This is a genomic window from Corynebacterium sp. CCM 9203 (assembly GCF_041357675.1).
Classification (GTDB): Bacteria; Actinomycetota; Actinomycetes; order Mycobacteriales; family Mycobacteriaceae; genus Corynebacterium.
On sequence record NZ_JAUERY010000002.1, the window covers coordinates 566149 to 580132 of the forward strand.

14 protein-coding genes are annotated in these 13984 nt (G+C 64.2%); 2 read left to right on the top strand and 12 right to left on the bottom strand.

Annotated features, from left to right (window positions below):
- Positions 1–114: 114 nt before the first annotated feature.
- Together QWU44_RS05950 and QWU44_RS05955 are read right to left on the bottom strand one after the other, a co-directional pair.
- Positions 115–2919 (bottom strand): exo-alpha-sialidase, encoded by a 2805-nt coding sequence (locus QWU44_RS05950; RefSeq protein ID WP_370914759.1) that lies wholly within the window; start codon positions 2917–2919, stop codon positions 115–117.
- A gap of 278 nt (positions 2920–3197) precedes the next feature.
- Entirely contained in the window at positions 3198–3677 is a 480-nt protein-coding gene (locus tag QWU44_RS05955) for a methylated-DNA--[protein]-cysteine S-methyltransferase (protein ID WP_267173319.1), read from the bottom strand.
- 34 nt (positions 3678–3711) lie between these two features.
- Here QWU44_RS05955 and QWU44_RS05960 point away from each other — a divergent pair, with 34 nt between their 5' ends.
- The gene (locus QWU44_RS05960) at positions 3712–4605 is read left to right on the top strand and encodes an alpha/beta hydrolase fold domain-containing protein (RefSeq protein ID WP_370914760.1); all 894 of its coding nucleotides are present in this window, start codon (positions 3712–3714) and stop codon (positions 4603–4605) included.
- A 520-nt stretch (positions 4606–5125) separates the two neighbouring features.
- On the opposite strand, the gene QWU44_RS05965 is transcribed toward QWU44_RS05960, so the two are convergent.
- The 8 genes from QWU44_RS05965 to QWU44_RS06000 form a co-directional block, all read right to left on the bottom strand.
- Complete coding sequence (locus tag QWU44_RS05965; RefSeq protein ID WP_370914761.1) at positions 5126–5947, bottom strand: VOC family protein; 822 nt, start codon at positions 5945–5947, stop codon at positions 5126–5128.
- Entirely contained in the window at positions 5947–6240 is a 294-nt protein-coding gene (locus QWU44_RS05970; protein ID WP_198735144.1) for an RNA-binding S4 domain-containing protein, read from the bottom strand. Before QWU44_RS05970 ends, QWU44_RS05965 begins: the two co-directional genes overlap by 1 nt.
- Positions 6241–6298: 58 nt before the next feature.
- Positions 6299–6616, bottom strand: a complete 318-nt coding sequence (locus QWU44_RS05975; RefSeq protein ID WP_370914762.1) for a YbjQ family protein — start codon at positions 6614–6616, stop codon at positions 6299–6301.
- A gap of 72 nt (positions 6617–6688) precedes the next feature.
- Complete coding sequence (locus QWU44_RS05980; RefSeq protein ID WP_198735146.1) at positions 6689–6967, bottom strand: heavy metal-binding domain-containing protein; 279 nt, start codon at positions 6965–6967, stop codon at positions 6689–6691.
- A 41-nt stretch (positions 6968–7008) separates the two neighbouring features.
- Entirely contained in the window at positions 7009–7671 is a 663-nt protein-coding gene (locus QWU44_RS05985) for a LysE family translocator (protein WP_370914763.1), read from the bottom strand.
- 42 nt (positions 7672–7713) lie between these two features.
- Complete coding sequence (locus QWU44_RS05990; RefSeq protein WP_370914764.1) at positions 7714–8433, bottom strand: SDR family oxidoreductase; 720 nt, start codon at positions 8431–8433, stop codon at positions 7714–7716.
- 255 nt (positions 8434–8688) lie between these two features.
- Positions 8689–9291, bottom strand: coding sequence for a DNA-3-methyladenine glycosylase I (locus tag QWU44_RS05995; RefSeq protein ID WP_370914765.1), 603 nt, complete (start codon positions 9289–9291; stop codon positions 8689–8691).
- 95 nt (positions 9292–9386) lie between these two features.
- The gene (locus QWU44_RS06000) at positions 9387–10064 is read right to left on the bottom strand and encodes an alpha-ketoglutarate-dependent dioxygenase AlkB (RefSeq protein WP_370914766.1); all 678 of its coding nucleotides are present in this window, start codon (positions 10062–10064) and stop codon (positions 9387–9389) included.
- Between the two features lie 39 nt (positions 10065–10103).
- Here QWU44_RS06000 and hrpB point away from each other — a divergent pair, with 39 nt between their 5' ends.
- Entirely contained in the window at positions 10104–12530 is a 2427-nt protein-coding gene (gene hrpB / locus QWU44_RS06005) for an ATP-dependent helicase HrpB (RefSeq protein ID WP_370914767.1), read from the top strand.
- Positions 12531–12579: 49 nt separating this feature from the next.
- Here hrpB and QWU44_RS06010 read toward each other — a convergent pair whose 3' ends face one another.
- Positions 12580–13128 carry a phosphatase PAP2 family protein gene (locus tag QWU44_RS06010; protein ID WP_370914768.1) on the bottom strand — a complete coding sequence of 183 codons (549 nt, stop codon included), beginning with the start codon at positions 13126–13128 and terminating at the stop codon, positions 12580–12582.
- On the bottom strand, positions 13128–13904 hold the full coding sequence (locus QWU44_RS06015; RefSeq protein ID WP_370914920.1) for a TSUP family transporter: 777 nt from the start codon (positions 13902–13904) through the stop codon (positions 13128–13130). Before QWU44_RS06015 ends, QWU44_RS06010 begins: the two co-directional genes overlap by 1 nt.
- Between the last annotated feature and the right edge of the window lie 80 nt (positions 13905–13984).

Here is a 13984-nt window from a genome sequence, read left to right on the forward strand (position 1 = left end):
GCGCCGTGAACCGGACAACCACATGCACAACACTGCCCCGGAACGCTGATGAGCGTTCCGGGGCAGTGTTGTGCAGATCAGCGGAAACCGGGACGCCCACTGTCCAACAGCAGCTCAGTGGTTTCGAGAACCCGTGAGCTCGTTCCACCACTTGACAATAGGCAGATCATGCAGCCATGCCAGAGCTGAATTTAATCCGACGAGTACCGTGGACATGCGGAAACCCCATCGGAATACTGACCCCAGATCAAAGACTCCGTCGTGCACACTCGACCCCACACTCGATCCGGCATAAAATTCTGAACTCCCGACCGGCTTTTCCTCCCCCGCCGACACCGTGAAACTGGTTGTGTTCTGAACTCCCGGATAATCGGTCGTTTCGTCGGAAGTCTCCGGGATCTCGGCGTTGACAATAACCGTCACGGGGGACGCTCCCGCAGGCAGTGGCTCCACCACATACCGCGCAAAAGCGTACCCATCCTTGTCGGTCAACACAGGATCGAGATCTTTATTCGCGACCCTGAAGGTCACCGGTACTCCGCTCACCGGTCCTTCCGGACCAGAGACCAGAGCAACAAGTTGGATGCTCCGTGGTGTTCCATTTGAAATGAGATCTGCTTGCTCACCCACAGTGAGCGTACGCTGCACATTATTTCTACCTTGCGGCAGAACTCTCAGCACACCCGTCGCATCGGGCCCCACCAGGACATGGCCGGACTCTTTCCCGCTCGTCAGGCGCGCCCGCAGACGATGATCAACCGACTCACCGTTAATTGCCACGCTATCCACGCTCACGGGGATTACTGCTAGACCTTCCGGACTCACCGGAACCTCTGCCTTCTTCACGAGATCCAGGTACAACGCAACATTGGTACCGTCAGGGATCTCATCCTGCCCTTCGGGGAGAGCGACCTGAACGACAATGTCCTTCTCCAACGTCGAACCGTTCGACTCCAACGGAGCGACAGGCAATATGGATAGCTCCGCCCCAACCTTCGTAATACCTTCTCGGAGATCAACCTTCGGAAGAACCTGCTCAAAGGTTCTGTGCACCGTGACAGCATCGTTTTCCGGCCCAATTCTCCAGGTCACCGTCGGCTGATAGTAGCCTCTTTCAATATCTTCAGCAGTGACCGTATGCCGGGCATAACCGCAATTCTGAACGGAGTTCGCCGGGAAGGTCTTCCAGCGGCAGTTTTGCGGTGCATTATCTGGATCGAAGAATTCAAGCTCACCATCGGGAATTATCCCGATCGGGTGATCAAACGGGTTCGTAGCCCGAAAATTGTATCGGATAACATCTCCCGCCTTTTTCACATCAGCAGCATTCAGTACTGAAGGATCGATGGTCACCTGTTTCTCAGAAGATTCAACTCCATCCACGACATGGACCCGGAAGTGACCCTGCTTGAACAAGCCATAATCTTCAATACGGAGAAGCCCATCCACCTGTCCAGTGGACACATTCTCAGGAGCGGTGACAGTAAACTCCACCGGAACTGAAGAACCAGCAGGAATAGTCACGGAAGAGGTCTCGGTCACCCATCCGGCAGGAAGATCGATCTCAAGTTTTCGATCAACAATATCGTCATCAAAAGGGTTAGTCAGCAGCGCAGAAACCGAGATTGTTTCCCCAGGCCGAACAATGGGTGACTCCACCTCGGACCCCAGACACGATGCTCCCAACCACGGCAGATTGAAACGGGCAAAGTGAATACTGTTACTGTTCCCCCTGTTACTTCCCTCAAAAAGAAGACCGACAGAGCCATCCGGGAGCGTCGCCATCGACGTGTACTGAACATCATTCGGCCGAAATTCCTTCGCCACCGGCCACGTCTGTCCATCATCACAACTCATCCTGACGGTACCGGCCTCACGTGCAGTGGTCGACGCCGTATTACTAAACAACAACACCTTCGCCTTTGCGGAACCCTCCGGGGCATTAGGGAACGCACGAATGATGGAGGCATTGTTCCGTGGATCCGGAAGTGAATGGTCCAACGTGGGCTCCGACCATGTCACACCACCATCACGGCTGTAACTGATCTTGCGATAAGTCTCGTTGCCCGCAGATGAACGAGAATTATTCATCAGCGTTCCGTCGGAGAGTTCAACAATCTTGTTCTCATCCATCGACACGCCCCACGGGGTTCCCGCATACCAGGTCTCCCCATAATCATCGGACAACCATGCCACCGCTTCATAGCTGCCAGACTCGGTGACAACCATCGCTGGCTGAACCAGCCTTCCGGCGTGCGGTCCGTACTGAAGCTGAATACCGTTACCCGACGTCGCAAAGCGCGAACGCCACGGATTGTCACCGGTAACCTCCGCAGTAATCACGTTATCGGCAGACCACGTGACACCATCATCCTCACTCCGCGCATACGCGGCATGCAGAACCGATCGGTCATCCGGGGCAGTACCCGGCCTCGATCCCCCAAGCCCCTGGTCAAAGCTCTTCACATGAAAATTGAAGACACGTCCAGTTACCCAGTCCACAACCACCGAAGGATCTGAGAATCCCTGGGGCACAATCGGATCACCAGCAGCGACTGTTTGCTGATCCCCCCAGGATAGTCCACTGTCTCCAGATATTCTCTGGACAACGCTATTCGGCTGTGGCGCATCCGCACAATTATCCGGACGGCCATCCCATGAAGCCAGGACATTTCCGTTAGGCGCGACTCCGAGCGAGGGAATGCGGTAGCAATTGAATCCATCATTGCCCCCCTCCGCTAGAGTTTTCTCCTCATAAAAAGGCTTAACAGCGAGATCGGCACCACTGTCAAATCCACGAACACTCTGGTGTCCCTCCCCAACCTCAACCGCAAACGTTGGAATCGCAGCAGAGGTGACCACCACGGCAACAGCACAGGCCATACCCACAAACCTGGCTGATGTTCTTCTTTTTTCCATGCACTGCTCCTATTGCAGAAATTAAACATCATTCCTGTGCTACCCCTTGAGGAAATACCACACAGGCACCACAACGGTGATCCCAATTGGGCCGTCACAGCTAAATGAAATCCTAGCGCATAGATAATATCATCAATTCCGCAGCTCAACCGCCCAAATAAAGAGAACTGAATAGCAACACCAGTTCCGTAATTATCAGGAATTGACCCCGCAAAAAATAGCCCAATTGAAGCAGTTCATACGCACACCAAAAATCCCACAACCACAGGACAGCATGCCTAGAAACGCATACCCTCTAACTCCAAAAGCCCACGCTTAAACGTCAAACCCCCGGCAAAACCGCCGATGCCCCCGCCCGACGCCAACACTCTGTGACAAGGCACCAGCACAGGCAGCGGATTCGAGGCACACGCCGACCCCGCCGCACGAAACGCCCGCGCATTACCCGCCAACTCCGCAAGCTCCGCGTAACTCACCGTCTCCCCGAACGGAATCCCCCGCAACGCCGCCTGCGCCCGCTGCGTGAACGTCACCGGCTCCGGCACATCCAACGACACCTCAAACACCTGACGTTCCCCCGCCAGATACTCCCCGATCTCCCCGACCGCCTGTGTAGCGTGACGCGCCGCCACACCGGAACCAGGACGGTCGTCGATAAGCGCCCCGCGGAACAGCACCCGGCGCACACCCGCATCACCGGCAACCACCGTCAACGGGCCGAACGGAGTGTCAAGCGTGCGCAACGCGAACATATCCATTGGCCAGACACTACCCGCCGGTAGCATGGCCACCATGAGCGCGACACCCGACAGACCCCAGGTCATCCACGACGACGCAACCGGACGTGACTTCGTCGTCGGCGGAACCGAAGGCGGACTCGACGAAGAGGGACAGCTCGAACAACTCACCTGGTACATCAACCAACACCACCCTGCACCCGACTGCACCCCGCCCTGGGCCGGCGGTATCAGCGACCGGCCCACCTGCGATGACTGGGCCGCACGCCTACCTGACCGGCTCACTCACGCCGCCATGCTCATGCTCGGCACCGCCGCCGGACACCGCATGCCCGGTGTCGACTACCTCGGCGGGGTCACCGCCGAGGATCTTCCCGGGATCGGTGTCATGTTCACCCCCTCCGAACCCACGGGAGACTGGGCAGTCAGCCTCCACGGGGGCGGGTGGTGGCGCGGCGCCGGAACCTGTCTCGACAACGCCTGGCGGCCCGGAGTCGCCGCCGTGGCGGAACTGTCCGGAACAACCATCATCGACGTCGACTACCCCCTCGCACCCGAACACTCCGTCACCGCGATGTGCGCCGTGACCCGCGCCGCCATCGCCCACGCCCGCCAACAGGGTGCACGGCACGTCGCCGCCTGGGGTGAATCCTCCGGTGCAGCGCTGGCCACCCTCGTCGCGGACGACGTCGACAAGCTCCTGCTCACGCGCCCCAGCCTGCACCTCGGCGGACTACCCGACACCGTGCGCGGCGACGCCGAGATCCCCGACCCCGCCACCTGGCCGCACACCCTGATCCAGGTCGGTGAACAGGACACCACCGTGCCGCGCTTCCGGTGGGCGGAACACGTCGCCGAGGTACTGACCTATACGGCACAACACACCATCGTCACACCCACCGTCGCCCGGAAGATGGCGAAGGACGCCGCCGAATTCCTCCGGGCCTAACCTTCCACCTGGGGTACCCGGCACCGACCGGCCTCGACACGACGGCACCGCACTCAACACGCGCACCGGGCCGGAAGGCTCACCCCGGGTACCACTCCCCTTGCCTCCCCCTGTCGCTCTCTGCTGCTGGGCATCGTTAATACGTCGTGAGCGTGGCGTCGATGCGCAGTCGTACGTTGTCGGGATACCGCCAGTGCGTGCAAACACCTCTGCAGTACCGAAACGACCAGGCACACTACGCGTCACTAGTACGTGTTAACACGTGATAACAAGACCCCGTATCGTCGGAAGATCGGCGGACTGGTGCCTGTCCCGTCCGGTTCCCTGACTGCCGCCTGATCGCCCCCTCCGGGAGTCGGGGTGCCACCGGCCGTCGTCAGTACGTGCAAACACACAACACCCGGGAGGCCGAACTGGGGAAACAGCTCTCACTAGTGCGTGTTAGCACGTAATAACGAGAACCGGGGCAGCAGAAAACCCGGGCGGCCCAAGGGGTGCCGCCCGGGTCCCGGGGTATCGGTCAGTTGTCGAACTGGCTGAGGTCGATGCCCTGTAACGGGTCTGCCTCGTTGCCCTCTTCCACGGGCTCATCGGCCTCGCACAGGGTGAGCGTTGCGCCGGTGGAATCGGCGATGATCAGCATGGTGCCGAACTCGGCGTCGAAGGGGCCGCGGATGATCTCCCCGCCGAGTTCGGTCACCTTCTCCGCCGTCGCGGCGATGTCCTTGACACCGAGGTACGTCTGCCAGAAGCCGGGAACCTGCGGCGGGAACGTGCCCTCCGCGTCCCAGACTCCCGCGAACGGGGAACCATCGACATCAATGAGGGTGTAGCGGGCACCGTCCTCGTCGAGCCTGCGGACGGTCCAGCCGAACAGTTCGGTGTAGAAGTCGACGGCGCGGTCGTAGCCGCTGGTAGCGGTGAGTTCGTGCCACACGGAGGTGCCGGGTTCCCCACCGGAGACGAAGCGTTCCTCTCCGGAAGGCTCGATCACACCGAACATCGCACCCGCGGAGTCCACGAGAATAGCCACCTGTCCGAGATGGACCTCGAAGGGATCGGTGAGAACGGTGCCGCCGAGTTCCCGGGTGCGGGCAACGGTGGAGCTAATGTCGCCGGTGAGGAAATACGTGATCCACGTGTCGGGCTGAGTCGCCTCCTGCGGCTGTTCGATGAAACCTGCGACGGGCAGGCCCTGGGCGCGGGCGAGCCGGTAACCGGGGGCGGCCTCCTCAACGTCCCATCCGAGGATCTCAGCGTAGAAGTGCGCGGTTTTCCGCATCTCGGAGGTCGTGAGGTCGATCCAGAACGGCATACCGTCCTGCGCCATGAACGCGGGCATTACATGTTCCTCCACTTTTCGGGGTCGAAGTCATCGTTGGCGGTGGCTTCGTCGAAGAAGTCATCGTCATCGTCGCTGGGCGCGGCGACGCGTGCCGACGCTCCACCCACTGTCACAATGTCCCCGACCCGAAGGGTACGACCCCGCCGGGTGTCGGCCTCACCGTTGACCGTGACCTCACCGGCGGCGATCGCTTCCTTTGCGGCACCCCCGGTGTCCACGAGGTTGGCGAGCTTGATGAACTGCCCGAGTTTGATTGTGTCGTCCCGGATCGCGACGTCGACTGCTTCCATACGTCCCAGTGTACGGGCGTGGTCAGTGGTACCTGGCACTGTCCGCCCGGTTGCTGTCCTAGGTGAATCGCACCGCAGTTCCCGTGGCGGCGACGAGCAGCATGTTGCCTTGTCCTAGGACGGCATACTCGATGGACACGCCGACGACACCGTCGGCGCCGAGGTCGATAGCCCGCTGCACCATTTCCCCGAGAGCGGATTCGCGGGCAGTCGCTGCTTCCTGCTCATATCCCTGGCTACGCCCACCGACGATGTTTCGGAATCCGGCGGCAAAGTCCTTCAGCGCGTTGATACCGACGATGGTTTCACCGGCGACGACACGGATGTAGTCACCGATCTCGCGTCCCTCAATGGTCGGGGTGGTGGAAACGATCATGGCCTGTTCTCCTTGTGATGGTGGTGTGACTCATCACCGAGTGTAGGGATATCGACGTGACAGCGTCCGGTATCAGATGAGGCGCACAGCGGTACCGGTCAACATGATCTCGACGTTCCCGATACCTCCGGAATACGGGTGACTGACCTGGAGCCCGAGAATCGCGTCAGCACGCAGCTCAGCGGCTTCCTCACGGAGCATGTGGAGTGCCTTGTCCCGCGCTTTGAGTGCGGTCTCGGTCTTCTTCGCCTCGCTGCCACGCAGAGTGTAGGCGGCACCGGTACCCGTGACGACGCCGAGATACTCGTAGACCTCTCGCCCGGCGACAGAGTCCGTGGTGGTGATGATCATGGTGTGAGCCTCTCGGAAGGATACGGGTTCAGTGCGCGAGTCTAGACCGCTGTGGCGACCCCGTGCAGGCCTTCGAGGAGCATGTAGGCAGCAATCAACGCGAAGACCACACCGCTGACCAGATCGATCAGGGGGGCGTTGCGGATGATCCGTACGGCGAGGGTTCGGACCGCGAGGGCGAACCCGACGAACCAGGCGACCCCTGTGACGGTCAGGATGAGCAGGATCGTGACCCCCGCGATGAGACCGCCCTCCGGGTCGACGAACTGGGCGAAGATCGCGGCGAAGAAGAGCACCGCTTTGGGGTTGGACAGATTGGTCGCGAGACCGGTGCGGAAAGATGCAGCCGGTGCCGTGGCACGTTCGACGGTGGTGGTGCCCGCACGGTTCGCCGGCACCCGGGCACGCTCCTTTCTGCCCGCGATTCCTACCCGGATGGATTTGACCGCGATCCACGTGAGGTAGCCGCCGCCGATGACCTGCAGGAAGTGCAGGAGACCGGGGTGGGTGATCATCAGTGCGGACAACCCGATAAGGCTGGCGATGATCCACAGGGTGTTGCCCGCACAGATCCCGAGGGCGCACCACACCCCGTCCGCCCGGCTGCGGGCACCCAGCCGGATGATCTGGAGAGTGTCTGGGCCGGGGCTGACGATCGCCGCGATCCAGACGACGAGCAGGGTGGAGAGGGCGGCAACAGTCATGTGCCAGATGTTACCGCCCGGGATGGGCCGTAAAGACGGGGATCACACCTGGTCGGTCGGCATGATGAGCATCGTGTCGATGTTGACGTGCGCCGGCATGGACGCGACCCAGCGCACGGCTTCGGCAACGTCTGCGGCGGTGAGGTTGATTTTCCCGTCATAGACGCTGGCCGCACGCTCGGTGTCCCCCTTGAAGCGGTTGAGGGAGAAGTCGGTCTCGACGCGCCCGGGATCAATTTCGCAGACCCGCAATGGGGTGTCGGCGGTCTCGATGCGCAAAACCCGGGTCAGCGCGGCGACACCGTGCTTCGCGGCGTTGTATCCGCTGCCGCCCGCGTAGGGGACACGGGCGGCGATCGACCCGATGTTGATGACCTGCCCGTGTGACCGCGTGAGACGGTCCAGCAGTGCCTTGGTCACACGCAGCGTACCGAGCACGTTGACCTCATACATCCAGGTCCAGTCCTCGATCTCGGTTTCGGAGACGGGGTCAAGGCCCAACGCACCACCAGCATTGTTGACCAGGAGGTCACAGCGTTCAATGTCGGCGGTGAACTCCTGCACACTCGCATCATCGGTAACGTCCAGGTGGCGGGCGATGCAGCCGGTCCGCTCGGCGAGCGCCTCAAGCTTCTCGATACGTCGCGCCCCGGCAATGACCGTCCACCCGTCGGCAATCAGCGCCTCAACGCAGGCTTCTCCGATACCTGCGGATGCGCCGGTTACGACGGCGATCCGGCCCGTGTTTCTTGATGTGCTCATGGGTTCATTCTGCCAGCGTCTCGATCGGGTGGACCCCACCATCATGGAAAAGCCCCCAGACATGGGGATACTCTTCACCCCACCATATCCACATCAGTCACTGTCAATCGCTGGCCCCGGTATCCGTGGATCTGACGTGGGCAGGATGATCAACACTGGAACCCTGGATAACTGGCCGGGGTTCCCTCCATGTATTCCTCGCGCGCAGTGATCCAGCAGGTGTCAGGCACACAACCACGTGACGGGGCTTCCGCATCATTCTTCGATGAGGCCGGATGCTCCCCTGATCCGGTTGTCCACCATGCCGACGGCCTCCATGAGCGCGAAGCAGGTGGTCGGACCGACGAAGGAGAATCCAGCCTTTTTCAGCGCCTTGGCGAGAGCAAACGACTCCGGGCTGGTGGTGAGCTGTTCAGCAGCCGAGTCGGGCTGGATCCACTGCTCCGGGGTGAAGGACAGCACCAGCCGGGGTAGCCCGCCGCTCTCCCGGAGGACTAGCGTGGCGCGGGCGTTAGTGAATACAGCGCGGATCTTTGCGCGGTTCCGAATGATCCCGGAGCCAGCCAGAAGTCTGTCGGCGTCCGCGTCACCCCAGGTGGCGAGCACCTCCGGGTCGAATCCCGCGAACACCTCCCGGAAGGCGGGACGCTTGCGCAGGATGGTCTCCCACGACAGTCCCGCCTGGAACCCCTCGAGACAGATGCGCTCGAACAGTCCCTGTTCATCAGTGACGGGGCGGCCCCATTCGTGATCGTAATAGTCACGGAGGAGATCGGAGGTGCAGGCCCATTTCGGCCGGATCCTGTCATCCGCCCCGAGGACAAGACCCCGGGCGGCGAGATCGTCGGTGTCATTCATGGCTTCACCCTAGGACACCGGTTTTCCCGCAATCGACGGCCGACACCGCCCCCTGTGTACAGGCACCTCGACAACCCGGTTCATCCACAGCCCGGTCAAGCGGTGACCTGGCGGATCGTGATGTTGATGCGACCCTCGGTGAGCCCGCAGTTGTCCGGCGTGGTGTCCGCGATCAGGCGGGGCACCCCGTGGAACGCCAGGCGCGCGGGCCCACCGAAGATCAGGGCGTCGCCGGATTCCAGCGGGATGTCCCGCCAGGGGCGGGTCCGTCCATCCACGGTGGCGATGCGGAAGATCGCGGTCGCTCCGATGGAGAAACTCACCACCGGGGCATCACTCAGTTCAGTGTCGTCACGGTGCATCCCCATCCTTGCGCCAGGTGGGTAGTAATTGATCAGTACGGCGTCGGCGCGGTAGTTCTCCACCCAGGGATCGAGTTCCGGTGCGTGGCGGGCGGCGGCGGAGAGCGCACCACGAGCGAGATCAGAAAGGAGGTCCGGAACCGGTGGAACAGGCGTTCCGTCCGGGGTGCGGGAGCTGTAGCGGTACGGGTTGGTGTGGAACCAGAGCCCGAGCGTGGTCATCCAGACACTCATCTGCCCGCTGCGCAGGACGGGTCGGCGCATGGCGGCCGGTCCGCGGGCGTGGGCACGGGCGCCGGTGACCAGACGGGACTGCGTGTCGGGAGCGAGCCAGGCGGGCAGGTGGACGACTCCGGGGATGATGCGGGTAGGTTCGCGGGGCAGCGCACCTGGTTCGAACAGTTGTGCCATGAGATCACCGTAGCAGCGCCCGGTGGATACACTTCCCCCGTGTCCACCTTCGATCTGACCCGCATCGGTGCCGGGCTTGCGGCGGCGCGAGCCGTCGGTACGCTCGGCGACGCCCTGGCTGGCACCGGGGCTTGTGTCGTACAGGCCCCGCCCGGCACCGGTAAGACCACTCTGGTGCCGCCGGCCCTGGCGAACATCACCGGAGGGAAGGTGGTGGTCACCGCACCCAGGCGGGTGGCTGTCCGCGCGGCGGCGAGGCGGCTCGCCCACCTGGACGGCTCGCGGCTGGGTGACCGAGTGGGTTTCACGGTGCGCGGTGAGCATCATGCGGGGTCGCGGGTGCAGTTCGTGACGCCGGGGGTTCTGCTGCGCCGACTCCTGGCGGATCCGGAACTGGCAGGTGTGGATGCCGTCGCCCTCGATGAGGTGCACGAACGCCAACTGGACACCGATCTGCTGGTGGGCATGCTCACCGAGCTGCACCAGTTGCGTGACGATCTGGTGCTGACCGCGATGTCGGCGACCATCGACGCCGACACGTTCGCTGGTCTGATCGGTGGCCCTGTGGTGTCCACCGAGGCAGTGACGCACCCGCTCGACGTCCGGTACATTCCCGGCGGTACGCGGCTGGGTGCACGGGGTGTGGAGTGGGCGTTCCTCGACCACATGGCCCGGGTGGCCGTGGACGCCGTCGCGGAACTCGGGCATTCGGCGCTGGTGTTCGTGCCCGGCGCGCGGGAGGTCGACCGGGTCGTGTCGACGATCCAGGGACTCGCCCCTGGCGTGCCGGTGCTGCCGCTGCACGGACAGCTCGCCGCTGCGGCGCAGGATGCTGCCCTGACGCCTGCGGACCGGCCGCGGATCGTCGTCGCAACGTCCATCGCAGAATCCTCGCTCACGGTGCCGGGAGTGCGGATCGTCGTTGATTCGGGGCTCGCCCGGGTCCCGCGGCGGGACGCCTCACGCGGCATGACCGGCCTGGTGACCACGACGTGTGCCGCATCCTCGGCGGACCAGCGGGCCGGTCGCGCCGGTCGTGAGGGCCCGGGAACCGTTCTGCGCTGCTACGAGCCCCGCGTGTACTCGACGATGCAGCCACACATCACCCCGGAGATCGCGACGTCGGATCTGACGCAGGCAGCGCTCCAGTTGACGTGCTGGGGCACACCCCGTGGTGTGGGGCTTCCGCTTGTCGACGCCCCGCCCGCCGCAGCTATCACAGAGGCCGAGCAGGTGCTCCGACGCCTGGGGACGGTCAACGCTGATGGGGCTGTGACGCCGTTCGGACGGAGGCTGGCGGGTATTCCCGCCAGTCCCCGGTTGGCACGGGCGCTGCTGTTGACCGTTCCGCTGCTCGGCGAGCGGGCGGCGCGCACGGTCGCACTGCTCGCCGATCAACCCCGTGGGGACGTCGCGGCTCAGGCCCGTGCGGAGCGGGGGCGGCTCGGCCGGGAGGCCGCTCGGTTGATGCGGCTGGCCCGCGGCGCGGAGGCCGGGACGGACTATCCGACCACGCATCCCGAGGGCCTGGTCACCGCGCTGGCGTACCCGGAGCAGGTGGCCCGGAGAACCGGCGGCGACTGGCTGCTGGCCAGCGGTACCCGGGCAACCCTCCCCGGCGGTACGGGTCTGGATGACGCGGAGTGGCTGGCCGTCGCGGAGGTCACCCGCACCACGGCGCGGGAGGGGCGGACCGGTGCGGTGATCCGGGCGGCCGCCCGGCTGGACGAGGAGACCGCCTTGGCCGTGGTCGGCGTGTCGGAGACCGTGACCGCGACTCTCGAGGGTGGGCGGATCCGGGCCCGGAAGGTCCGCAGCGCCGGGGCCATCGAGCTGAGTTCGACCCCGACGAGCGTCGACAAGCGGCACGCCTCGGAGGCGATCGCGGAGGGGCTACGGACCGATGGCCTGGGGGTGTTCACCTTCTCGGCGGCGGCGAACGACCTGCGCGACCGGCTCGCCTGGTTGCACACCCACGTCGGCGATCCGTGGCCGTCGGTGGCGGAAGGGGAGCTGCTGGCGAATCTGGATGCCTGGCTGGCTCCCGATCTGGAGCGTATCGCCCGGGGCACCCCTCCGGGGACGATCGACATGCACGCCGCACTGCGCCGACTGCTCCCCTGGCCGGAGGCGGCGCAGATGAACGAACTCGTGCCCCAGCGCCTCACCGTACCGAGCGGGAACAGTCACGCCATCGACTATTCGGGGGAGAAACCCGTCGTGGCCTGCAAGCTCCAGGAGTGTTTCGGGCTGGCGGAGTCACCCAGGATCACCGGGGTCCCGGTGCTGTTCCATCTCCTGTCACCGGCGGGACGGCCGCTGGCGGTGACCGATGATCTGGCGAGCTTCTGGTCCGGGCCCTACAGCGGGGTGCGCGCGGACATGCGCGGCCGCTACCCGAAGCACCCGTGGCCGGAGGATCCGTGGACCGCGACCGCGACGGCGCGGACGAAACGCCGGATGTGATGAATCGAATAACACAGCACCACCGTCGCCCTCGGCGCCTACGTCGTCATCACCGTCCCGATGGGCAACCCCGCCGCCGCCTGATCACGTCCACTCCCCCGACCACACCGAGCGACACCACCGCCACGGCGACACCGGCGGTGGTGTCGCTCAACCAGTGCACCCCCAGAATCAGCCGACTCGCCGCCACGGCCACGGTCACGGTGACCGCGACGAACACAGCGACCCACCGCCCGACACGGCGCAGCACCGGCCAGAACACCACCACGAGGGCTCCGGTGAGGACCGCCGCACCCGTCACGTGTCCCGACGGGAACGCCGCCGTGGGCTCCACCTCGAGCCGCCACTCCACCGGCGGCCGGGCCCTCCCCACCACGGGTTTGAGCAGATGTGTCACCACCTGGGCGAGGACGACCGCGCACCAGAACCGCACGGCGGTGGCCCGCCCGAACCGGCGGAGGAACAGCACCGCGAGGACCGTAGCGAACACCAGGACATGCCAGGGCCGGAACGCCTCCGCAAGAACCTCACTAACCGCCACCATCCACGGTGCGCGGTGGGCGACGAGCCACTCCCCGAACGCGACGTCGGGAACCATCAGCCACCGAGGACCTGGGTGTACGTCAGATAGCTCGACATCACGATGACCATGCACAGCAGCGCGGCACGGATGAACCCCGTACCGCCGCGCACCACCGTGCGGGCACCGATCTGCGCACCCGCGATGTTCGCCACCGCGAGCACCAGGCCGAGGATCCACCAGATGTGACCGCCCACGGCGAACACGACAAGCGCCCCGACGTTCGTCGCCGTGTTGACGACCTTCGCCAGGGCGGCGGACGTGAGGAAGTTCTGGCTCAGCACACCCGTGAACACCATGATGAGGAACATGCCGGTGCCCGGCCCGAAGATGCCGTCGTAGCCGGCGATCAGCGCCACTGCGCCGACCGCGATCAGACGCCGTACGCCTTTCGGCGCCTCGCGTGCGATACCGGTGCCGAAGCTCGGGCGGAGCGCCACGAACACACCCACCGCGACCATCAGCACGATCACGATCGGCCGCATGAGGGACTTGTCGATCGCACTCGCCGCGAGCGCACCGCCCGCGGAGCACACGGCGGCCACCGGCACGAACCGGATCACAAGGGACCGGTCCACACCGACCTTCCGGCACAGTGAGAACGCCGCCGACGCCGTCCCCGACACCGCCGCCAACTTGTTCGACGCCAGCGCCGTCACCGGGGCCAGCCCGGGGGCCACGGCGAGGATCAGCGGGATCAGGATCAACCCGCCACCACCGATCACCGCGTCGATCCAGCCGGCGACACCAGCGCCCGCGATCAGGATGAGCCACGCGGGCAGGGCGAGATCCATGGTCACCAGCTTTCTCAAGGGATCCGGAAAGGTGACTGCGGTCACCCATCAGGGCTGGATGTCAAATGTACCCGGATCCA